Source organism: Microvirga sp. 2YAF29, from assembly GCF_052114605.1.
Lineage (GTDB): Bacteria > Pseudomonadota > Alphaproteobacteria > Rhizobiales > Beijerinckiaceae > Microvirga.
In genome coordinates this window covers 163,042-185,324 of the sequence record NZ_JBFRFB010000004.1, presented here as the reverse complement: position 1 = coordinate 185,324, position 22,283 = coordinate 163,042, and the positions used below count along the sequence as shown (strand labels likewise).

Annotated in this window: 20 protein-coding genes; 8 read left to right on the top strand and 12 right to left on the bottom strand. The window is 64.0% G+C overall.

All coding sequences use genetic code 11. The annotated features are described in order from the left end of the window. The first annotated feature begins 649 nt into the window (after nt 1-649). Entirely contained in the window at nt 650-1,114 is a 465-nt protein-coding gene (locus AB4Y85_RS07240; protein WP_441984202.1) for a nucleoside deaminase, read from the top strand. Between the two features lie 10 nt (nt 1,115-1,124). Here AB4Y85_RS07240 and AB4Y85_RS07235 read toward each other — a convergent pair whose 3' ends face one another. Together AB4Y85_RS07235 and purD are read right to left on the bottom strand one after the other, a co-directional pair. Continuing rightward, a complete protein-coding gene (locus AB4Y85_RS07235) occupies nt 1,125-2,033 on the bottom strand; it encodes an alpha/beta fold hydrolase (RefSeq protein ID WP_441984201.1) in 909 nt (302 codons plus the stop codon). A gap of 61 nt (nt 2,034-2,094) precedes the next feature. Beyond that, entirely contained in the window at nt 2,095-3,372 is a 1,278-nt protein-coding gene (purD, locus tag AB4Y85_RS07230; RefSeq protein ID WP_441984200.1) for a phosphoribosylamine--glycine ligase, read from the bottom strand. Between the two features lie 313 nt (nt 3,373-3,685). Here purD and xseA point away from each other — a divergent pair, with 313 nt between their 5' ends. After that, nucleotides 3,686-5,260 carry an exodeoxyribonuclease VII large subunit gene (xseA, locus tag AB4Y85_RS07225; RefSeq protein ID WP_441984199.1) on the top strand — a complete coding sequence of 525 codons (1,575 nt, stop codon included), beginning with the start codon at nt 3,686-3,688 and terminating at the stop codon, nt 5,258-5,260. 70 nt (nt 5,261-5,330) lie between these two features. Then, nucleotides 5,331-5,546, top strand: coding sequence for a DUF2093 domain-containing protein (locus tag AB4Y85_RS07220; protein ID WP_441984198.1), 216 nt, complete (start codon nt 5,331-5,333; stop codon nt 5,544-5,546). 270 nt (nt 5,547-5,816) lie between these two features. Here AB4Y85_RS07220 and lpxK read toward each other — a convergent pair whose 3' ends face one another. From lpxK to AB4Y85_RS07185, 7 genes are all read right to left on the bottom strand, one after another. Continuing rightward, on the bottom strand, nt 5,817-6,827 hold the full coding sequence (lpxK, locus tag AB4Y85_RS07215; protein WP_441984197.1) for a tetraacyldisaccharide 4'-kinase: 1,011 nt from the start codon (nt 6,825-6,827) through the stop codon (nt 5,817-5,819). After that, nucleotides 6,827-8,116 (bottom strand): 3-deoxy-D-manno-octulosonic acid transferase, encoded by a 1,290-nt coding sequence (locus tag AB4Y85_RS07210; RefSeq protein ID WP_441984196.1) that lies wholly within the window; start codon nt 8,114-8,116, stop codon nt 6,827-6,829. The genes lpxK and AB4Y85_RS07210 overlap by 1 nt, the downstream gene beginning before the upstream one ends. Next, nucleotides 8,113-8,859 carry a lysophospholipid acyltransferase family protein gene (locus tag AB4Y85_RS07205; RefSeq protein WP_441984195.1) on the bottom strand — a complete coding sequence of 249 codons (747 nt, stop codon included), beginning with the start codon at nt 8,857-8,859 and terminating at the stop codon, nt 8,113-8,115. The genes AB4Y85_RS07210 and AB4Y85_RS07205 overlap by 4 nt, the downstream gene beginning before the upstream one ends. A gap of 14 nt (nt 8,860-8,873) precedes the next feature. Next, on the bottom strand, nt 8,874-9,107 hold the full coding sequence (locus tag AB4Y85_RS07200) for a DUF4170 domain-containing protein (RefSeq protein WP_441984194.1): 234 nt from the start codon (nt 9,105-9,107) through the stop codon (nt 8,874-8,876). Nucleotides 9,108-9,164: 57 nt separating this feature from the next. Beyond that, the gene (locus AB4Y85_RS07195; protein WP_441984193.1) at nt 9,165-9,962 is read right to left on the bottom strand and encodes an inositol monophosphatase family protein; all 798 of its coding nucleotides are present in this window, start codon (nt 9,960-9,962) and stop codon (nt 9,165-9,167) included. A 206-nt stretch (nt 9,963-10,168) separates the two neighbouring features. Beyond that, nucleotides 10,169-11,098 carry a 4-hydroxybenzoate octaprenyltransferase gene (gene ubiA / locus AB4Y85_RS07190; RefSeq protein ID WP_441984192.1) on the bottom strand — a complete coding sequence of 310 codons (930 nt, stop codon included), beginning with the start codon at nt 11,096-11,098 and terminating at the stop codon, nt 10,169-10,171. A 16-nt stretch (nt 11,099-11,114) separates the two neighbouring features. Beyond that, complete coding sequence (locus tag AB4Y85_RS07185; RefSeq protein ID WP_441984191.1) at nt 11,115-11,588, bottom strand: hypothetical protein; 474 nt, start codon at nt 11,586-11,588, stop codon at nt 11,115-11,117. 211 nt (nt 11,589-11,799) lie between these two features. Between AB4Y85_RS07185 and AB4Y85_RS07180 the strand changes: the two genes are divergently transcribed. The 4 genes from AB4Y85_RS07180 (at nt 11,800) to AB4Y85_RS07165 (ending at nt 17,356) form a co-directional block, all read left to right on the top strand. After that, the gene (locus tag AB4Y85_RS07180) at nt 11,800-12,546 is read left to right on the top strand and encodes a 16S rRNA (uracil(1498)-N(3))-methyltransferase (RefSeq protein WP_441984190.1); all 747 of its coding nucleotides are present in this window, start codon (nt 11,800-11,802) and stop codon (nt 12,544-12,546) included. 172 nt (nt 12,547-12,718) lie between these two features. Then, entirely contained in the window at nt 12,719-13,858 is a 1,140-nt protein-coding gene (locus tag AB4Y85_RS07175; protein ID WP_441984189.1) for a carboxylate-amine ligase, read from the top strand. A gap of 148 nt (nt 13,859-14,006) precedes the next feature. Beyond that, nucleotides 14,007-15,377 (top strand): glutamate--cysteine ligase, encoded by a 1,371-nt coding sequence (locus AB4Y85_RS07170; RefSeq protein WP_441984188.1) that lies wholly within the window; start codon nt 14,007-14,009, stop codon nt 15,375-15,377. A 170-nt stretch (nt 15,378-15,547) separates the two neighbouring features. Beyond that, nucleotides 15,548-17,356, top strand: coding sequence for a hypothetical protein (locus tag AB4Y85_RS07165; RefSeq protein WP_441984187.1), 1,809 nt, complete (start codon nt 15,548-15,550; stop codon nt 17,354-17,356). 10 nt (nt 17,357-17,366) lie between these two features. On the opposite strand, the gene AB4Y85_RS07160 is transcribed toward AB4Y85_RS07165, so the two are convergent. From AB4Y85_RS07160 to ilvD, 3 genes are all read right to left on the bottom strand, one after another. Continuing rightward, nucleotides 17,367-18,860: a sensor domain-containing diguanylate cyclase gene (locus AB4Y85_RS07160; protein ID WP_441984186.1), complete on the bottom strand. Its 1,494-nt coding sequence runs from the start codon at nt 18,858-18,860 to the stop codon at nt 17,367-17,369. A gap of 284 nt (nt 18,861-19,144) precedes the next feature. Continuing rightward, nucleotides 19,145-19,444: a hypothetical protein gene (locus AB4Y85_RS07155; protein WP_441984185.1), complete on the bottom strand. Its 300-nt coding sequence runs from the start codon at nt 19,442-19,444 to the stop codon at nt 19,145-19,147. 207 nt (nt 19,445-19,651) lie between these two features. Continuing rightward, the gene (gene ilvD, locus AB4Y85_RS07150; protein ID WP_441984184.1) at nt 19,652-21,481 is read right to left on the bottom strand and encodes a dihydroxy-acid dehydratase; all 1,830 of its coding nucleotides are present in this window, start codon (nt 21,479-21,481) and stop codon (nt 19,652-19,654) included. Nucleotides 21,482-21,653: 172 nt separating this feature from the next. Here ilvD and AB4Y85_RS07145 point away from each other — a divergent pair, with 172 nt between their 5' ends. After that, a complete protein-coding gene (locus AB4Y85_RS07145) occupies nt 21,654-22,250 on the top strand; it encodes a cation transporter (protein WP_441984183.1) in 597 nt (198 codons plus the stop codon). Nucleotides 22,251-22,283: the final 33 nt, after the last annotated feature.

The following is a 22,283-nucleotide window of genomic DNA, read 5'->3' as shown; positions in this document are numbered from 1 at the left end:
CGTTCTTCGCGGGGGCGGCGCGGACGGTCCTCGGCCGGGCGGTCGAAGCGGCGAGGGCGGTCATCGCCGCCACGGCCCCGGAACGGCTTGTCGCCTTCAGGGCGGGCGCGGAACGGACGGTCGCCATCCTTGCTGCGGCCACGGAATGGCTTGTCGCCACCTTCGCCACGGGGCCGGAAAGGCCGGTCGCCATCCTCACGGCGCGGGCGGAAGGGCTTGTCGCCGCCTTCACCGCGCGGACGGAACGGACGGTCGCCATCCTCGCGACGTGGGCGGAAAGGCTTATCGCCTCCTTCACTGCGCGCACGGAAGGGACGGTCGCCTCCTTCACCGCGTGCCTTGAAAGGCTTGTCGCCACCCGCCCGGGGGCGGCTGGGCCGCTCGTCGTTGCTTCGGCTGCGGAAGGGCTTGTCGCCTGCTTCGCGAGGCTTACGCGGGCGCTCGTCGTCCCCACGGGCGCGGAAGGGGCGTTCGCCGCCTTCGCGGGGCTTGCGGAAGGGCTTCTTATCCCCTGAAGTGCGGCCACGGTCGGAGCGTCCTGGAGGACGGCCCTTGCGATTATCGTCGTTGCTGTCGGTCATGGGAGCCTGATAGCAGAGGAAACGAAGAGAAGCGAGAGACATGAAAAGCCAAGGGCATAGATAAGAACATGGATAACGCCGATCCCGATCCCAAAGCCGATCCGATGAGCGTGGCTTTCACTGAGGCCCGTGCCGCCGCCGCGCGCGGGGAGGTGCCCGTGGGGGCCGCCATCGTCAAGGATGGCCGGATCGTCGCCACGGCGGGCAACCGACCGCGCGAGCTGCGGGACCCATCCGCCCATGCGGAAATGCTCGCTATCCGCCGCGCCTGCGAGGCCCTGGACGATGAGCGCCTCTCCGGCTGCGATCTCTATGTGACGCTGGAGCCCTGCACCATGTGCGCGGCCGCGATCTCGTTCGCCCGCATCCGGCGGGTCTATTATGCCGCCCATGATCCGAAGGGAGGGGCCGTGGACAGCGGCGTGCGCTTCTTCCACCAGCCCACCTGCCACCACGCGCCGGAAGTCTATGGCGGCATCCGCGAGAGCGAGGCGGCGCAGCTCCTGAAGGAATTCTTCGAGGAGAGGCGGTAGGGGCTGCTCTTTAGCCCGTCAGAAATCCCAGCAGCGCATCCAGCGTCGCGTCGGGGTTCTCCTCGGCCACGAAATGGCCGGAGCTGATGCCCGTGCCGTGGGCCTTGGGAGCAAAGCTTCGGCGCCAGATCTCCACGGGCTGCTGTTCGTGGCCCATCGGCCCGCTGACGAGATAGAAGTCGCTCCAGATCACATAGGTCGGACACTGGATCGTTTTGCCGATGGCAAGGTCGGCCTCGTCTGCTTCCACGTCGCGCGTCGCGCCGGCACGGTAATCCTCGCAGAAGGCATGGATGCGGGTAGGCTCGTTGCAGCTCTGGCGATAGGCTTCGAGAGCGCGCGGATCGAAGGCATCGAGATCGCCCGACGCCGACCACTTGCGCAGCAATCCCTCGAAATAGGGGATCGGGTCGCGGCCGATTTCTTCTTCGGGTTTCGGGTAAGGCTGCGAGAGGTAGCCCCAATGCGCTTCGGGCACTTTGCCCGCGTGCATCTGCTCCCACACATGATAGGTCGGCAGGATGTCGAGCAACGCGAGACGTTCCACGCGGCCCGGATGATCGAGCGCAAGACGATAGCCGACGCGCGCGCCGCGATCATGCCCAACCACGGCGAAATGCACATGGCCTAGAGCCTCCATGACTCGGATCACATCCTTCGCCATGGCGCGTTTGGAATAGGTCTCGTGTTTTGCATCGCCCTTCGGTGCGGTGGACCAGCCATAGCCGCGCATGTCCATGCACACGACCCTGTGCGTTTGAGCGAGCGTCGGAGCGATACGATGCCACATCGCATGCGTCTGCGGAAAACCATGCAGCAGCACCACCGGAGGACCGTCGCCCTTCGAGCGGGCGAAGATGCGTCCGATATCCGTATCGATCCAGTGGCTTTCGAAACCGTCGAAAAGATCGTTGCTCATGGAAGGCCGCTCATGGGTTTGCGAAGGGACCTTCCTGAACTTAGGAAGGAGGTTTGTTTTGTCAGCCCCGCTCGCGCTCGACTGCGCGCCAGCCGATATCGCGACGGCAGAAGCCTTCGGGCCAGTCGATCTTCGAGACTGCCTCGTAAGCTTTCACCTGCGCATCCGAAATAGTCTTGCCGAGCGCGGTGACGTTGAGTACGCGCCCGCCATTGGCGAGAATTTTCTCGCCATCCTGCTTCGTGCCCGCATGAAAGACGATGACGTCATTCAGATTTTCCGCCGCATCGATGCCGCGGATCTCGGAACCCTTCTCCACCGCACCGGGATAACCGCGCGCGGCCATGACGACAGTGAGGGCGGCCTCATCGGAAAAGCGCAGCGACAGGTTTTTCAATTGTCCGTCGCATGCTGCGAGGAAGGCAGCGACGAGATCGGAGCGGAGACGCGGCAGCAGCACCTGCGTTTCGGGATCGCCGAGGCGTGCATTGTATTCGATCAGCTGCGGGCCATCCTTCGTGAGCATCAGGCCCGCATAGAGAATGCCAGTATAGGGGATGCCACGCGCCTTCATGCCCGCAAGCGTCGGCTCGATGATCTCGCGGATCGCGCGCGCCTGCAATTCGGGCGTCAGCACTGCCGCGGGCGAATAGGCGCCCATGCCGCCGGTATTCGGGCCCTCGTCACCGTCGAACACGCGCTTGTGGTCCTGCGCCGTACCGAAGGGGATGGCCGTGGTGCCGTCGCACAGGGCGAAGAAGCTCGCCTCCTCGCCTTCGAGAAAGGCCTCGATCACCACTTCCGCGCCGGCAGCGCCCAGGCCGCCGCCGATCATCATCTCGACGGCTTCTTCAGCCTCCTCGAAAGAGGTGGCGACCACCACGCCCTTGCCGGCCGCAAGACCATCGGCCTTCACGACGATGGGCACGCCGTAGCCGCGGATATAGGCTTTTGCTGCCTCCGCATCGGTGAAGCGGCGATATGCGGCGGTGGGGATGTTGAATTCCGCGCAGAGATCCTTGGTGAACGCCTTCGAACCTTCGAGCTGCGCCGCTGCCTTTGTCGGCCCGAAGGCCTTGATGCCGGCCTTCGTCAGGTCGTCCACGAGGCCTGCCACGAGGGGCGCCTCAGGCCCGACCACCACGAAGTTGATCGCCATGGTGCGGCAGAAATCGATGACGGCCTGATGGTTGGTCACATCCAGCACCACATTGGTGCCGTGCTGCGCCGTGCCCGGATTGCCGGGGGCGATGAGCAGCCGGTTGCAGAGGGAACTGGCCGAAAGGGACCGGGCAAGAGCATGCTCGCGGCCGCCGGAACCGATCAGAAGAATGTTCATGCCTCAAGCCCTCTCATACTGCTGCCGCGCTCTTAGAACATCGGGCCTGAAAGGGGAATGGACTTTCAGGGGTTATGCCATGCAATCCTTGGCTTTGGGGCTGATGATGAGAGAGGTTTCGGGCACTTCCAGAAGTTGGCTTAGACGAGCCGAAATTTCTGTAATTTAGTTGCGCAATGGTCAAAGCAGTCCGGTGTGGTGAGCCGAGACTGACAGGTTGTCCTCAAGCAAAGGGTCGCAGCTCCTGGCTTATCCAAACCTGATGCGCAGCCCGCCCTTGGCACAGGTGGGGGCGACCGATTAGGTTCTCATCATGTTCGCGGAAAAAGCTCCCTCCAACGCCCAGGAATGGTCCGTATCGGATCTCGCGGGCGCTCTCAAGCGCACCCTTGAGGATGCCTTCGGCTTCGTGCGCCTGCGCGGCGAGGTCTCGGGCTATCGCGGGCCCCATTCCTCGGGTCATGCCTATTTCTGCATCAAGGACCAGAATGCCCGTATCGATGCGGTGATCTGGAAGGGCGCTTTCGCCAAGCTCAAGATCCGCCCCGAGGAAGGGATGGAGGTCATCGCCACTGGGCGTATCACCACCTTCCCGGGTTCGTCCAAGTACCAGATCGTCGTCGACACCCTGGAGCCCGCCGGTGTCGGCGCGCTCATGGCGCTGCTCGAAGAGCGCCGCCGCAAGCTGACCGCCGAGGGGCTGTTCGCCGCCGAGCGCAAGCGCCGCCTGCCTTACCTGCCGCGCGTGGTCGGCGTCATCACCTCGCCCACGGGCGCGGTGATCCGCGATATCCTCCACCGGCTCGAGGATCGCTTTCCCCGTCATGTTCTGGTCTGGCCGGTGCGCGTGCAGGGCGATACCTGCGCGGCGGAAGTGGCCGCCGCCATTCGCGGCTTCAACGCGCTTGAGCCGAATGGGCGCATCCCGCGCCCCGATGTGCTGATCGTCGCGCGCGGCGGCGGCTCCATCGAGGATCTGTGGGGCTTCAACGAGGAAATCGTGGTACGCGCCGCGGCCGAGAGCGACATTCCGCTCGTCTCGGCGGTCGGCCACGAGACCGATACGACGCTCATCGATTACGCCGCCGACATGCGCGCGCCGACGCCCACGGGCGCCGCCGAAATGGTGGTTCCGGTGCGCATCGAGCTGATGGCCGGCGTCAACGATCTCGCCCGCCGTCATACGGAAGCGACGCTTCGCCTCATCGAGCGCCGCCGCTCGGACCTGCGGGCCACGGCCCGCGCCCTGCCGACGCCGGAGGCCCTATTCTCGCCCAAGCGTCAGCGGCTCGATCTCGCTGCCACCAAGCTCTACCCGGCCCTGTCCCGCAACGCGCGCGGCCATGAGGAGCGGCTGCTGAAAGTGGCCCGCCAGCTCGCCCATGTGTCGCCGGTCGCCAATGTGGCGCGCATGCGCGCCCGTCTCGATGCGGTGGGGCCGCGGCCCTACAACGCGGTCTGCCGCTCGGTCGTGCTGCGCGAGGAAAGCCTCAAGCAGATCGGCCGCCGCCTCGTCGTTTCCCGCGAAACGCTGCTGCGCGCCGAGCGCACGCGCATCGCCCAGTCCACCGAAGTGACACAGCGCGTGGCCGAGCGTCTCATGCCCGCGCTTCAGGGCCAGATCGCCCGCAAGGCCGATCGGCTGGAGGCGGTGTCCAAGCTCTTCGACAGCCTGAATTACAAGTCGGTGCTCAAGCGCGGATTCGCCCTCGTGCGAGATGCGGACGGCCAGCCCCTGCGCTCTGCGGATGCGGTGCTCGACGGGCAGGCGCTGGTGCTGGAATTCGCCGACGGCAAGACCGATGCCACCGGCGGACGCATCGGATCGCGGCCCAAGCCTGCGAAGTCGAAGCTCGTTGTCGCGGAAGAGCAGGGCGCGCTGTTCTAGCCACTATTGAAAACAGGGTCACCGCGCGCTTATGTGAAGCTCGGCGACTGGACAGGATGTGATGGCATCGATGTTGAACAAACTGGAGCGCAGCAGCGGCGAAGCCGTGGTGCAATATCTCGACAGCAACCTGCGGATCATGAAGCCGGGAGCTTACGTGCGCTGCGCCGTCACCGGTCAGGAAATCCCTCTCGACGAGCTGAAGTACTGGAGCGTCGAGCTGCAGGAGCCCTATGCATCGCCGGAAGCGGTGATGCAGCGGATTAGCGGCAAGGCTGCGCGCTAAAATTTTCTGAATATTGTCATCAAGCGCAGCGCTTATTTCCTCCCGCGGCCTGTCCTTCCTTGGAATGACATCCTCCACGTCATCACCGGCCTTGTGCCGGTGATCCCGATGCTCTGAAACGCAGCGCCCTTCCAATCGGGATAGCCGGGACAAGCCCGGCCATGACATTGTTGGGCCGTCGTGCCCATTGGATTCAGCGAAGTGGTCTGACTTTCCGCCATGCTAAATTTCCCCGCAAGGGGGAGGGAAGTACCGCCATATCCATTGCGGCTAAACCTTCAAACGCCGGTCGTTGATGCTGCGTAGGAGATAGTTGCGCAGGCCCGCCGCGTCCTCGATCTTCAGGCGTACCGGCAGCACGGACAGGCTTGTCCAGGCCTCCGATTGAGATGCGGCCGCGATACGCACAAAGTCCTTCTCCGTCGTGATCGGCATCAGGTCGCGCAGGCGCGCTTCCTGCCGCAAGCTGTCGAGATCGGCCGCGTTGTAGGGGTGATGATCGGGAAAAGCTTTCGCCTCTTCGACGATGGCGCCGCATTCGCGCAAGGTATCGAAAAATTTCTCCGGCCGCCCGATGCCGGCGAAAGCCATCACCCGCTTGCCCTCAAGGGATCTGGCGATGGTCGGATCGGGTATGAGGCTGCCCCTGAAAACGCGCTTTCCCAGTAGGGCCGCCTTGCGGGCGAGCGCCTCGCCCCGCGCGCCGTCTCCGATCAGGAGGAGGGCATCGATCGCGGGCCATTGCGCATCCATGAAGGCGCGCAAGGGGCCCGCGGGCAGGGGCAGGCCGTTGCCGATTCCGGTCGCGGCATCGACGACGGCGATGCCGCAATCCTTTTGAAGCGATGCGTTCTGCAGCCCGTCATCCATGATGACGACCGTAGCGCCCATCTCGTAAGCGAGGTTCGCGCCGGCTGGGCGCTTGCGCGAAACGACCGTGGGAGCCATGCCGGCCAGAAGGATCGGCTCGTCACCCACGTCAGTGGGTGAATGATGCGGCTGTACCTGGAGGGGACCGCGTAGGCGTCCGCCATAGCCGCGCGACAGGAAGGCCGGGCTTTCGCCGGCACCGTCGAGCAATTCGGCAATGGCGAGGGCCGTCGGCGTCTTGCCTGCGCCGCCCGCCGTGAAATTGCCGATGCAGACGATGGGAAGATTGGCCCGCTCGCCCCTGCAGCCCATTCGGCGTCCGGCAATGGCGCCGTAGACGACGCTGATCGGGCGAAGCAGGTTTGCCAGAACGGAGGGGCTTTGCGCCCACCAGAAGCCGGGCGCGCGCATCAGCGTTGAGCCCCCAGTTTGGCCTGTACGATGAAGGGCTCGATGGATTGCATCGTACGCTCCACCGCGCCGCCGAGGGATTGCACCGCATCGCCCGCCGCGCGGGCCATGTCGCGGGTCAGCGCCGTATTGCTCAGAAGCTCGCTCACCGCGCGGGCAAGCGCCGCGCTGTCGTTCACCGTCAGGGCGCCGCGCGCGAGATCGATGGCGGCATAGACATCCTCGAAATTGTGAACATGCGGGCCGTGCAGAATGGCCGCGCCGAGCTTCGCCGGCTCGATGGGGTTCTGCCCGCCATGGGCCACCAGGGAGCCGCCCATCACCACGATGGGAGAGAGACGGTAGAACAGCCCCATCTCGCCCACGGTATCGGCCACATAGACATCGGTGGCGCGGTCCGGATGGATGCCCTCCGAGCGGCGGCTGGCGCGCAGGCCTCCTTGAGCGGCGATGGAAGCCACTTCGGGGCCACGATGGGGATGCCGAGGCGCGATGATGGTGAGCAGATGCGGATGGCGCTTGGCGAGCGCCCGATGCACGGCGACGATCGCGCTCTCCTCGCCCGCATGGGTGCTGGCGGCAAGCCAGACCGGGCGGCCCGCGATGAGGCCGGACATATGGGCCACCACGCGCGGATCGGCAGGAGGAGGGGCCGCGTCGAATTTAAGGTTTCCGGTCATCACCACGCGGGGCGCGCCGAGGCGGGCAAGGCGCTCCGCATCGTCCTGCGTCTGCGCCATGCATAGGGCGAAGCGCTCCAGCAGGGACTTGATGATTCCGGGCATCTTCTGCCAGCGGTGGAACGAGCGGTCCGACATCCGCCCGTTCACGAGAACGAGAGGGATGTGACGCTCATCGAGAGCCATGATCGTATTGGGCCAGATCTCGGATTCGGCCACGAGCGCGAGATCGGGCTGCCAGTGATCGAGGAAGCGGCGCACATAGCGCGGGACGTCCAGAGGCACGAATTGATGCACCGCGCCCGGCGGCAGCCGCCGCGCGATGAGAGATGCGGAGGTGCGCGTGCCCGAGGTCACGAGAACCGCGAGGCCGCGCTGAGTCAGCCGCTCCACGATGGGGAGCAGCGACAGGGTTTCGCCAATGCTGGCCCCATGCACCCAGACCAGATGGCCCTTGGGGCGCGGACGGCTGGGATAGCCCTGGCGCTCGCCAAGGCGCGTCCTGTCCTCGCGGCCCTTGTGCCGCCGCCAGTAGAGCAGGCCCAGCACCGCCGGTTCCAGAACGGCGGTCGCGGTGCGGTAAGCCTTGAACAAAACCGGAGTGCTCATGCCTGCGAGCCTCCTGCCAGGGCTGGGCTTGATGGTTTCTTCGCGCCGGGATCCTTCGACCCTACAAGGGCATAGGCCCTCTCATGGATCCTGTCGAGTTCCCGCTCGACGGCCAGGCGCAAGTCTTCGAGGGCTGCTGCATCCGCCTCGCGCGGCACATGGACGGGCTCGCCCAGAACGATGGCGCCTCGGCCGAAGGGCAGGCCGATGCTGGCCCTGTCCCAGCTTTTGAAATCGATCCGCCTGCTTGTGACCACGGCGACGGGCACGATGGGCCGGCCCGACATCTGCGCCAGGGTCACGATGCCGACACCGCAGACACGGGAGATTTTCGGGATGTCGGCGGTCATGACGACCATCTCGCCGTCATGCAGGGCTTTGAGCATGCCGCGCATGGCCTGGACGCCGCCTTTCTTGCGGATGTCGCGGCCCCGCGCGCCGGAACCCCGGATCGCGCGGATGCCGAGATGGCGAAGGGCGATGGCGTTGAACTCGCCATCCGCCGAGCGTGAGACGAGGCTCGCCGCGCGGTCCTGGGGGCGCTTGGCGAAATGGATCATGAAATGCTGCCCGTGCCACATGGCGGCGATCACGGGCATCTGCGGTCCGATGCGGTCATAGGCATCCGCCGGCTCGAAGACGAACCGGTTCGTGCGGTGCACGAATTTGAGATAGCCCGCAACGATGAGGCCCAGGGTTTCCTGGACCGCCCGTGAGCGGATGACGCGCTTGAACAGACCCATCGTTGCTTAGTAGATCAGGATTTCTGCGGATCCAGCAGGCGGTGCAGGTGGACGACGAAGTAGCGCATCTGCGCATTGTCCACGGTGGCCTGCGCCTTCGCCTTCCAGGCCGCATGGGCCGAGGCGTAGTTCGGGAAGATGCCGACAATATCGAGCTTGGAAAGATCCTTGAAATCAACGGATTCGAGATTCTCGAGCTCGCCGCCGAAAACCAGGTGGAGAAGCTGCTTGCCAGTCGTGTCAGTCATGGATTCGAAACTCTTCTGACGGGTGTGACGGGAATGGTTATTGCTATGCAAATTCGTTCAGGTCCTCATGGCTTCAATAGCCCGAGGATGCAACCGTGACGTAGCGGCAATCATCTCGCCGTGCCTCGGTTCGGGTCTGTTATAGACAGGCTGCCCTCCTGCCAAGTCCGTCAGAAGGCCCCCGGCTTCGCGCAGAATCAGGTCGGCCGCGGCGATGTCCCAGTCCTGCGCATTGACGGAAACGAGAGCCACATCGATGGAGCCGTCCGCAACACGCGCCAGACGCAAGGCGAGCGACGGCACTTTGGGCAGGCGGTCGACCATTTCCGTGCCGCGCTCGAAGCGGTCCACGAGAGGTTTGGGGCCCGCCACGCGGGCCGGACGAGGCGGGTTTTCCCCGGAAAGCACAAGTGTCTCGCCGTTGCGCGTTGCGCCGCCACCATATGTGGCGACGTAAAGGTGCTCATGGATCGGGGCGTGAAGGATGCCGAGCACCGGCTCGCCATCGGTCACGAGCGCGATGGAGATCGCCCAGTCGGGGTGGCCCGAGGCGAAGGCGCGGGTGCCGTCGATGGGGTCCACGACCCACACATGCCGCCGCTTCAGGCGCTCCGGGTTATCCGTCGTCTCCTCGGACAGCCATCCGGCCTCCGGCAGCAGGGTCAGAAGCTGATCCTTGAGAAAGGTGTCGAGCGCAATGTCCGCCTCGGTGACGGGGGAGCTATGCCCCTTGTACCAGAGCTTGGCCGCCGTCTGCTCGCCGGCGCGAAAATAGGGGTGTGCGAGAGCGCCCGCCCGGCGTGCAATGTCGCTGACGGATCGGGTAAGTGCGGCAAGATCGAGAGGAGATACCATCGCACTCAAGATGGGGCGGATCAGCGGAAGTTACCAGATGGAACTGGAGCCTGTTCCTAAAGCGCCGAAGTGCTCTCCTCCCCCTTGTGGGGAGGAGGTGGGGGTGGCGGCGATAGCCTATCAAGGTTCGCCGCCAACATCCCCACCCTTAATCCCTCCCCGCAAGGGGGAGGGAAACTCGCGCCCGAGAGCCAAACGCTCAGATGTTAGAGCAAACAGTCGAAGACCATGAAAGCGAACAAGATCAGGCCCGCATCGCGGTTCGAGCGGAACAGGCGCAGCGCGCCAGCCCCATCGTTCCGGTCGATCCGCGCCACCTGCCAGCCCAGGTGAAGGGCGAAGAGGCCGAGGCTGATGAAGGCGGGAATTCCCGCTCCGGCCAGGATGAAGGCCGGGATCAGCAGGGCCACGGTCAGGCCGTAGCAGATGGCGACGCCGAGCTTGACCTGCTCGCCGAAAAACCGGGCGGAGGATTTGATGCCGACGACCTCATCGTCCTCGATGTCCTGCAGGGCATAGATCGTATCGTAGCCCACCACCCAACTGATGCTGCCCGCATAGAGAAGGATCGGGGCTAAGCTCAAAGAGCCGAAGGCGACGGCCCAGCCCATCAGCGCGCCCCAGGCGAAGGCCAGCCCCAGCACGATCTGCGGCATCCAGAAGAAGCGCTTCATGAACGGGTAAAGCGCGACGACGCCGAGCGAGGCGAAGCCCGTGGCGATAGTGAAGACGTTGAATTGCAGAAGAACGACAAGGCCCACGATGCCCTGAAGGGCCAGGAAGGCCAGCGCGCCTTTCAGGCTCACCTGGCCGGAGGGCAGGGGGCGGCCACGGGTGCGCTCGACCCGCGTGTCGAGATCCCGGTCCACGACGTCGTTATAGGTGCAGCCCGCACCCCGCATGGCCACGGCGCCGATCAGGAAGAGCAGGCAATGGACCGGGTTCGGCCAAGGCTGGCCGCCCGCGATGGCGGCGAGCGCCGCCGACCACCAGCAGGGCAGCAGCAGAAGCCACCAGCCGATGGGGCGCTCGATGCGGGCCAGGCGTAAGAATGGACGAAGGCCGGCCGGGGCTAACCGGTCGGCCCAATGGCCCCGCACTGCATCGGGAAGGGAGGACGCCGCCTGGCGTTCCATGCTGAAGGATCGCTGGTTAGAGCGCGCCCTTCGGCACGCTCAGCGTGCCGGTCAGGCCACCGCCCATGCGGGGACCGCCCTGCTGTTGCTGCTGGGCTGCCTGCTGCTTGGCGCGCTTTTCCATCTCGGCCATCTTGGCTGCGGCACCGCAGGCTTGGCCCTTGAAGTCCTGGGCGCGCTTATGATCCTGCCCGAAATTCTCGACCACCTGATCGGGGATCTGGCACCAGTCCTTGTTGTCGGTCATCCACTTGGTGCCGGCAGCGCCGTTGGTCACGAGCTTGGTGAAGACCGTGCAGGCCGCGCGAGGATCGACCTGCTTCTTCTTCCCGCCGCCGGTAAGGCTTTGGACCTGCTTGATGAGATTCTGGCGCTCCATCAGGATCTTCTGACCATCCTGGCAGGCGCTCGACTGCGCGAAGGCAGGAGCGGCCGTGAACATGCCAGCGGCGGCAAGCGCGGCCATAAGGTACGGACGGATGTGCGTCATGGCAAAACCCTTCAATTGGCCCGCGACGTCTCGCAAGCCCGCGTTCTGTTAACAGGTAACGGCGCCCCAGGCCAAGGGGCGATTGGTCGCCTGTAGCTCGGAATGTGTTATTGCGTACCTGAATGTCAGGTGAGCGCAGCAAAAATTAGGCGCTCTCCCCCTAAATAGAAGAAGTTTACAAAGGCTTTTCTCCACTTCTCCCAGGTTCTCCATGGCCGAATACGATTTCAACGCTCCCCGTCTTTTCCTCGATGCGCCCCTTCACAAAGGCGAGAGGATCGCCCTCGACCGGGGGCAGGCCAACTACCTGCTCAACGTGCTGCGCCTGAAGGCGGAGGACACGGTGCTCGTCTTCAACGGGCGCGACGGCGAGTGGCGGGCGAAGGTCTCGGTGGAAGGCCGCAAGGCGGCGGACCTCGTCTGCGTGGAGCAGGTGAGGGAGCAGAGCCCGGCCCCCGACCTGATCTATGCCTTCGCACCGCTCAAGCATGCCCGGCTGGACTACATGGTCCAGAAGGCCGTGGAGATGGGGGCAGGCGTTCTCCAGCCCGTCCTGACCCGCCGCACCCAGAGCACGCGGGTGAACCTGGAACGCATGCGCGCCAACGTTGTCGAGGCCGCCGAGCAATGCGGCATCCTGACGATCCCAGAGGTCCGCGAGGAGGAGAATCTGGAGCGCTTCATCGCCGGTCTCGACAAGGGCCGGACCCTGATTTTCTGCGACGAGGATGCTCCGGTTTCGAACCCTGTGGAGGCTCTGGCCAAGCTTGGGAACAAAGAACCCTCTCTCGCCGTTGTTGTGGGCCCCGAAGGGGGGTTTACCGATCAGGAGAGAGCGCTTGTCGCCGCCCACGAAAGTTGTGTCCGCGTATCGTTGGGACCGCGAATCCTGCGTGCTGATACAGCCGCCGTTGCCGCGCTCGCTGTCGTCCAATCCGTGCTCGGCGACTGGAGTTAGGCCGCACGGCCGAAAACGACTTAAGCCGATCTACCTGTAGCCTCAGAAGCTTAGCAGTTTTATCCCGAACCGCCCCACTCGCGCCCTATTCCGGGCGAGTTTGGTGCAGGTGCGGTAAGCCGCATACACGCGCAAGGTCGTTCAAAACAATAATCAGAAGGACGTCTGGGAAATGAGCTGGGATTTCAAGTTCGGCATCGAGGAAGAGTACTTCGTCAACGATGCCGCCAAGCGCGATGTCGCGCGGGGAAAGATCAAGGAATTCTTTGCCTCCTGCCGTGAGCAGGTGTCCGAGAGCATCCAGCCCGAAATGCTCGAGCCGCAGATCGAGATCGCCACCAAACCGCTGGTCGATTTCTCGGAAGCTCGTTCGCAGCTCGCCGGGCTTCGTGCCTCCGTCGGCGCGGTCGCGCGCGACTACAATCTGTCCATCATGGCGTCCGGCACCCATCCGCTCGCCGTGTGGTCGCGGGTGCGCCCCAATGCGCAGCCGCGCTACGGCAAGGTGATGCACGACCTGCAAATGCTCGGCAGCCGCACGGTCCTGTGCGGCATGCACGTGCATGTGGAAGTGCCGGACCTGTCGACCCGTGTCGATATTATGAACCGTATTCAGCCGTTCCTGCCTCTGTTACTGGCGCTCTCGACCTCTTCGCCATTCTGGCAGGCCCAGCGCACGGGCCTGCTCGGCTACCGGCTCGCCGCCTATCGCGAACTGCCGCGCACGGGCTTCCCCGACCTGTTCGAGGGACCCGAGGATTACAAGCGCTACATCGACACCCTGGTCGCCGCCCGCGCCATCGAGAATTCGAGCTATGTCTGGTGGGTGATCCGCCCGTCCCTCAAGCACCCGACCCTCGAGCTGCGCGTGGCTGATAGCTGCACGCGGGTGGACGACACCATCGCAATCGCCGCCATCTATCGCTGCCTCGTGCGCCGCCTGAGCCTCGATACCTCGCTTAATGCGGGCCAGACCGGCGCTTCGCGGGCGATCAACGACGAGAACGGATGGCGCGCCCAGCGCTATGGCATCCATGGCAGCTTCGTGGACGAGAAGACCCGCAGCGCCAAGCCGGTCCGCGAGATTCTCGACGATGTCCTGGACCTGGTGGCGGAGGACGCCCGGGAGCTCGGCTGCGAGCGCGAGATCGACCTCGCGCGCTGGATCGTGGCGCGGGGCACCAGCGCCGATCAGCAGCTGACCCTCTACACGGAAGCCCTTGGCCGGGGCCTGTCGAGCCGGGATGCCCTTGCCGGCGTGATCGATTGGCTGAGTGCCGAGACGATGGGGGAGCCCGCGCACCGGCATTGAGGGGTCGCAGAACTGCAAAGAGGGCATGCACCGGCAGCGTGCTGCTTTGTGCCATGCCCTCATTGCAGCTTGACCGCAACCCGCCTATTTAGACCCGATCCCTGAGTCGGCGCGCCTTGAACGCGCTTTTTGGATGATGAGGTGATCTATGGCGCGGGACGTATCCGATACGACCCCTATTGGCGCGCGGTCGGAGCTCGTGGAATGGATCGCATCCGGCGAAAAGCCGCGCGATGCGTGGCGGCTCGGCACGGAGCATGAGAAAGTCCCGTTCTACAAGGCGGATGCTTCCCCCGTTCCCTATGAGAACGGCAAGGGTATCCATGCTCTGCTCGACGGCATACAGGAACGCACCGGCTGGGCGCCCATCGTGGAGAACGGTAATCCCATCGGCCTCTTCGACGAGGCCGGCGGCGGGGCGATCTCGCTGGAGCCCGGCGGACAGTTCGAATTGTCGGGCGCGCCGCTGAAAACGTTGCACGAAACCGCCGCCGAGACCGCGCAGCACATCGCGGATGCGAAGGCAATCAGTGAAAAACTCGGCATCGAATTCCTGACGCTCGGCATGAGCCCGCTCTGGACGCGCGCCCAGACGCCGGTGATGCCGAAATCGCGCTACCGCATCATGACGGACTACATGCCGAAGGTCGGCTCACTTGGCCTCGACATGATGTACCGCACGTCCACCGTGCAGGTGAACATGGACTTTGCGTCCGAAGCCGACATGGTGAAGAAGCTGCGCGTGTCGCTGGCGCTTCAGCCGGTCGCCACCGCGATCTTCGCCAATTCGCCTTTCACGGACGGCAAGCCCAACGGCTACCTCTCCATGCGCTCGAACATCTGGCTGGATACGGATCGTAACCGGACGGGCATGATGGCTTTCGCGTTCGAGGACGGTTTCGGCTACGAGTCTTACGTGGAATGGGCGCTCGACGTGCCGATGTATTTCGTCAAGCGCGATGAGACATACCATGACGTGGCGGGCGCCTCCTTCCGCGATCTTCTCGCCGGAAAGCTCGCGCAGCTGCCGGGTGAATTCGCTACCCATTCCGATTGGGCGAACCACGTCTCGACCCTGTTCCCGGAAGTGCGCATGAAGCGCTATCTCGAAATGCGCGGCGCCGATGTTGGCGGACCGGAGCAGATCGTGGCCTTGTCCGCGTTCTGGGCCGGCTTGCTGTATGACGAGACCGCGCTCGACGATGCGTGGGAGCTGGTGAAAGGCTGGAGCGCGGAGGAGCGCGAGCAACTGCGCGCCGACGTGCCGAAGCTCGCGCTGAAAGCAACCATCGCAGGACGTTCCGTGCAGGACGTCGCGCGCGATGCGCTCGCCATCTCGCATGCAGGTCTCAAGCGTCGCGGCTATCGCGATGTATGCGGTCAGGACGAGACGAAGCATCTCGCCTACGCCGAAGAGATCGCTGCTTCCGGCCGCACGCCTGCCGAGAGATTGCTGGAGCTGTATCACGGCGCATGGAATGGCTCGGTGCTTCCGGCCTTCAAGGAATGCGTGTTCTGAGGCGCGATTGACGAAGCAATCCGCATTCGCGTCATGGCCGGGTTCGTCCCGGCCATTTCATTTTATGGGGGCTCTAACCTATAAGTTGCAATGCAACTTGTAACTGCGTTTCATAGAGTCTAAACATCGTCCTGTTCGATCGCCGCAAGCTCAACACAGGGTGTTTCACGATGTCCAGAACCCGCCTCACTCCGCATTCGGCCATGGAGGTGAACTCCATCGCAACGGCTGGCGCGGCTCCCGTGGTGACCGGGCTTCAGGGAGACAGAATCCGCACATCTGCCGGTGGAAGCGTCCTGATCGATGCTGGGGGAGACGTCGAGATCGCCGATGCCGACAACGATCTCTTCTATATGCAGATCGGTCTGCAGAGCAGTTATGGATTGACGCATTCGAGCCTGGAGATCCGGGAGGCCGATGGCGTTACGCTTGGAGCCGGCATGGAAACTGACAGTGTGATCTCGGTCGATGGAATTGAAGTCGGCATGATCACCCATTGGTCGGATCAATGGTTGCTCGACATCGAGTTCCTCGACGGTGCAACGCCCGCGTTGGTCGCCCGCATCATCAAGGCTGTCGCCTATAAAAATGTCCTTGTCGATGATGCGCCAGTCATCCGTGACAAGATCTTTGTCTATGTGGAGGACGATGGCGGGAACTACCATGAATCCACAATCGACCTCACCGTCGCTCCTGACGACTTATTCTTTTTCACGAGCGATGACGACACGCTGACAGGCACCGCAGAGGATGAGACCTTCCAAGCGAGCGGCCTGGAAATCGGTGCGGGCGATTCCATCGATGCGGGCGGCGGCACCGACACGTTGCAGGTGGACGGCATCGTGGATCTTCGCCTGCCGGTGCGTCTGGCCGGATTCGAAATCCTGCGGGGAGGGATCGGTAACGACGTCATCATGACGAATGCCGCGCGGCTCGCCGGCTTCACCACGATCCAGGGCGGATCGGGATATGACGATTTGCGGCTGATGCAAGCCGGCGACTACGATCTGCGCGGGAAAACGATCGTAGGTATCGAGGCCATCTCCGCACAGGTGGATGCGCACCTGATCTTCGACGACCTGGGAACGGCTCTACTGGCGCGGGCTGCATCTGGCGTTGCGACGACTGTCACATTGCAAGGCCACGCCTTCACCAGTGTGCAGCGGGCGCAACTCTTCCGGCAGGGGATCAAGACGATCAAGGATGGGAGCGGCACTCATACCAATGCGCCGCCGGAGAACATCACTCTCAGCAGGGTCGGCGTGAAGGAAGCGTCCGTTGCGGGAACCGTGGTCGGTGTGCTTTCTGCCGACGATCCGAATCCCGGCGATACCTTCGTCTTCACCCTGACGAATGACGCCGCCGGCCGGTTCGCGCTCGGTGCCGATGGCAGGTCCATCGTCGTTGCAGATGGCGTGCAGCTCGATCATGAGCAGGCGGGCTCCCACACGATCTCGGTCGCCGTGCGTGACCAGGGCGGCAGCGGTCTCACCTATCGCCGCGACTTCACGATCATTGTGGAAGACGTCAGTCCCGAGCATGCTGTCGGAAGCCCTAGGAATGATGTTCTCGTGGGCGGCGTGGGCAAGGACGTCCTGAACGGCGGGGCGGGCCACGATACGATGGCAGGCGGCCTCGGCAACGATGTGCTCATCGGCGGCGCGGGGAAGGACGTGTTCGTGTTCGACACCAAGCCGCATGCCCGCGCGAACAAGGACAAGATCGAGACCTGGAGTTCCCGCGACGACACGATCCGGCTCGACAAGGCGATCTTCAAGAAGCTGCCGAAGAGCAAGCTGAAGAGCAAGCATTTCACGATCAGTGACAAGGCGAAGGACAAGGACGATTATATCGGCGTCAACAAGAAGACGGGCGACGTGTGGTACGATTCCAACGGCGACAAGGCGGGCGGTCAGGTGATCTTCGCCAATATCGGCGCGAAGAAAGCCGTCTCAGCATCCGACTTCTTCGTCTTCTGACGAGGCGGGTTCAAGCCGCCTTCGCGGTCGCGACGCAGTTGCGGCCGCTTTGCTTGGCGCGGTAGAGCGCCTTGTCGGCGAGGCTTATGAGATCTGCCGGGATCATGCGCGAGCGTTCGCGCGCGGGCGAGCGGGTGACGCTGCCGATGCTTATCGTGAGAATGAAGTTAGGCGGGTTCGCATCGTGGCGAAGCTTCGCGGTCTCGACATTCCGGCGCAGGCTTTCCGCGACCGCCGCCGCGCCTGCTTCCGCGGTATCGGGCAGGAGCACGACGATTTCCTCGCCGCCATAGCGCGCCACGAGGTCGCCCGGCCGATTGACGTTTTCCGACAGGATCTTGGCGATATTGCGCAGGCATTCGTCGCCGGCTTGGTGTCCGTAGACGTCGTTGAAGGCCTTGAACTGATCCACGTCGATGAGAAGAAGCGAGAGAGCCGTGCCGTCGCGGGATGCGCGGAGCCATTCGGTTTCGAGCTGCCGGTCGAAGGCGCGGCGGTTGGCGAGGCCTGTCAGCCCGTCCGTGGTGGCGAGAATCGCGAGCTCCGCTTCCATCTGCTCGCGCCGCTGGAGTTCGCCTACAAGCCGCCAGCCGAGAATGCCGATGATCGCCACGAGGAACGTGACGCCTAGAATGCGTGACTGGAGTTCATGGGACCAACGCGCAAGAGCCTGATCCTCGCTCACGGCGGTGAGCAGGGTCACCGGGTAGACGTGGTTCTTCTGATAGCCGCTCAGGCGCGTTATGCCATCGATCGGCGATTGATAGATGTAGGTGCCGCTCGGCACGCCGCTGCCGATCCACGGCGCTCTCGATTGCCGCACGCCGACCACGCTGTCGACATAGGGATAGCGCGCAAGGATGGAGCCGTCGATGGAGTTGAACAGAACCACCGCGCCTTGCGAGCCCAGGTCGAGGCGGCTGAAGAAATTCGCAAAATAGCGGGGCGGGATGCTGGCCAGAACCACGCCGCCGAACGAGCCGTCCTGCTTGTTGATGCGCCGCGACATGGTCATCACCCAGTCGCCGCCGAGCGGGTCGCGAATGATGGGGCCGAAGAACCATCGGCGGTCGGGCGATCTCTGATGGTGCAGGAAGAACGTTTCCTGGTTCCTGTTGATCTTGTTGCTGTGCCCGGGCAGCGAGGAGCTGAGGATGAATCCATCCTCCCCGTAGATCGAGAGCGACTTCAGCGATTGCAGAGTCTGGATGCGCTCGGCGAGGAAACTGTCCATGCGCGCGATGGTCTGCGCCGTTGCGCCCTCGCGCTCCACCCGGTCCACCATGTCCACCACGATGGCATCGGCGAGATTGAAGGTGTCCTCCGCATGCTGGGCGAGAGACTTGGCGAGGTTCTGCGTCTCGGCCGAGACACGGCGGTATTCCTCGTCGCGTTCGCCCCAATCGCGCCAGGCCTCCAGGCCGACGATGACGAAGCACACCACCGCGACGAAGAGTTTGAGCCATCGGGCCGAGGATTGGGATTTGGTCGCGCTGGAGATCATCGGCCGTCGTTGCTTCTCACATGGGAGCGCGTTTGAGGCCGAGGGTATCGGCGACGATCAGGCCGATGGTCCAGACGATCTCCAAAAGACCGCCCAGCACGAGATATGTCCACGCCATGAAAGGGCCCCCCGCCACCCACCGGCGGCTTCCATCATTCGATGGGCTCGCGCAAGTTCGCCTTGCGTCCCCTCAGATATACAAGGGGTCGTTGCATGGCTCAATAGCGCGTCCGGCCTAGAGTGGGGTGATTCCCGGCTGCGAAAGCTCTTGTTTTTCTTAAACTTCAGTCTTCCGCGGACACGGAGGGCCGGGCAGAGGGCGCAAGTGACGCATAGGGATTGAAGGGGGCGTAGATCTGGTGCTTCCAGGAGTCGCCGCAATTCACGCAGATCGAGCGGACCATGTGGTCGCTCTGCTCCATGCGCTTGAGCAGCCGCTCCTGCCGCTGTTGGGTCTCACTGGGGGCGGGCTCGAAGCCGGAGGGGCGGACGCGGAGCTGCAAGGCTTTGCTGTTGCCAGCGTCCTGAGCGAGAGCGGGAGCCGACAGGCTGGCAAGCAAGGTGGCGAAAAGGAAAAAGCGCATCAGGGTCCTCGACCAATCTGGAATTTCCCGACTGGAATCCATGCAATAGTGTTCGTCAATCATTTTATATGGATCAGGGCATTTGAAAGCATCAGCCAGTGCCAGGATGCTTATGGGCAGAGCGATTTTAAGGCAGATCACAAAATGAAAAGAGCGCAGGGTTTCGCCTGCGCCCTCCAAAAATCTTACGTGCAATTCAGGATCAACTCAGATCTGCCGCACGGCGCCCTTGGCGGCGCTGGTGGCGAGCAGGGCGTAGGCCTTGAGCGCCGCAGAAATCTTGCGCTTGCGCGGCTGGGCAGGCTGCCAGCCCTTGGCTTCCTGCGCCTCGCGGCGCTGGGCCAGCTCGGCATCGTCCACGGCGAGGTTGATGGTGCGGTTCGGAATGTCGATCTCGATCCGGTCGCCGTCCTGCACCAGGCCGATGGTGCCGCCCTCGGCCGCTTCCGGCGAGGCGTGGCCGATGGAGAGGCCCGATGTGCCGCCGGAGAAGCGGCCGTCGGTGATCAGCGCGCAGGCTTTGCCCAGGCCCTTCGACTTCAGGTAGCTGGTCGGGTAGAGCATTTCCTGCATGCCGGGGCCGCCGCGCGGACCCTCGTAGCGGATGACGACCACGTCACCGGCCTTGACCTTGCCGTTGAGAATACCGTCCACCGCCGCGTCCTGGCTCTCGAACACGATGGCAGGGCCCGAGAACTTCAGAATGCTCTCGTCCACGCCCGCCGTCTTCACGATGCAGCCGTCCAGCGCGAGGTTGCCGAAGAGAACGGCGAGGCCGCCATCCTTCGAGAAAGCATGCTCCGCATCGCGAATGACGCCGCCTTCGCGATCCGTGTCCACGCTGTCGTAGCGGCTCGACTGGCTGAAGGCCACCTGGGTCGGCACGCCGCCGGGGGCTGCCGAGAAGAACTCGTGCACGGACTGGCTCTTGCTGCGCTTCACGTCCCAGCGGTCGAGCGCGTCCTTCATGGTCGCGGCATGGACCATGGGAACCGAGGTGTCGAGCAGGCCCGCGCGGTCGAGCTCACCGAGAATGCCCATGATGCCGCCGGCGCGGTGCACGTCTTCCATGTGGACGTTGGCGATGGCGGGCGCGACCTTGCACAGCACCGGCACGCGGCGCGACAGACGGTCGATGTCGTTCATGGTGAAGTTCACCTCGGCCTCGCTCGCGGCGGCCAGCAGGTGCAGCACCGTGTTGCTCGAACCGCCCATGGCGATATCGAGCGTCATGGCGTTCTCGAAGGCGGCGAAGCTGGCGATGGAGCGCGGCAACACGCTCTCGTCGTCCTGCTCGTAATAGCGGCGCGCGAGATCGACGATCAGGTGGCCGGCTTCCACGAAGAGGCGCTTGCGGTCGGCATGGGTCGCGAGCGTCGAGCCGTTGCCGGGGAGCGACAGGCCCAAAGCCTCGGTGAGGCAGTTCATGGAATTGGCGGTGAACATGCCCGAGCACGAGCCGCAGGTGGGGCAGGCCGAGCGCTCGATGACCTTGATGTCCTCGTCGGCGATGTTCTCGTCGGCGGCGGCGACCATGGCGTCCACCAGGTCGAGCTTCTTCGTCACGCCATTGAGGATGACCTTGCCCGCTTCCATCGGCCCGCCGGAGACGAACACGACCGGGATGTTGAGGCGCATGGCGGCCATCAGCATGCCGGGGGTGATCTTGTCGCAGTTGGAGATGCAGACCATGGCGTCCGCGCAATGGGCATTGACCATGTACTCGACGGAATCCGCGATCAGCTCCCGCGAGGGCAGGGAATAGAGCATGCCGTCATGGCCCATGGCGATGCCGTCATCCACCGCGATGGTGTTGAATTCCTTGGCGACACCGCCCGCCTGCTCGATCTCCCTGGCTACCAGCTGGCCCAGATCCTTGAGGTGGACATGGCCCGGCACGAACTGGGTGAAGGAGTTGACCACGGCGATGATCGGCTTGCCGAAGTCGGAATCCTTCATGCCCGTGGCGCGCCAAAGGCCGCGGGCGCCCGCCATGTTGCGGCCGTGGGTGGTGGTGCGAGAGCGATAGGCTGGCATGGGTTTCCTCGTAATCGTTGACGTCTTGTTCAACCGAAATTGCGGAAGTTGCAAGAAAAATTGCCATTCCTTCCCGTTCACCCTGCCGTGCCGCAAGGACATTGCGCACCGAGCCGCTTTCGATCAAAAGCGATCCGGCGCCAACAACCGTGGTGGAGGGTTCCCGAACATCATGTCCCCAGACGCTTCCGAACAGGGGCTGCGCCGGATCGTCGCGATCGTGGCCGTCTTGAATCTCGGCTATTTCGGGGTGGAATTCGCGGTGGCTCTGGCCATCGGCTCCGTCTCGCTCTTCGCGGACAGCATCGATTTCCTCGAGGATGCCTCGGTCAATCTCCTCATCCTCCTGGCCCTGGGCTTCACCCCTCTCATGCGGGCACGGGTGGGCATGGTGCTAGCGGGAATCCTGCTGATCCCGAGCCTCGCGACCCTCTGGACGGCCTGGGACAAGTTCATGGAACCCGTTCCTCCGGCCCCGCTTCCCCTGACGCTGGCCGGGGCCGGGGCGCTTGCGGTGAATGCCACCTGCGCCTTGCTGCTCACCCACTACCGGCATCACAGAGGCAGCCTGACCCGGGCGGCGTTTCTCTCGGCACGCAACGACGTCATCGCCAATATTGCGATCGTGGCGGCAGGTCTCGTCACCGCCGCGACCCTGTCCGCCTGGCCGGACCTGATCGTCGGCCTCGCCATTGCGGCCATGAACGCCGATGCGGCGCTGGAAGTGTGGGAGGCGGCACGGGACGAGCACAAGGAGGCATCGGCTTGAGCATAAGGTATCGGACCCAAAAGTGGACTTGCT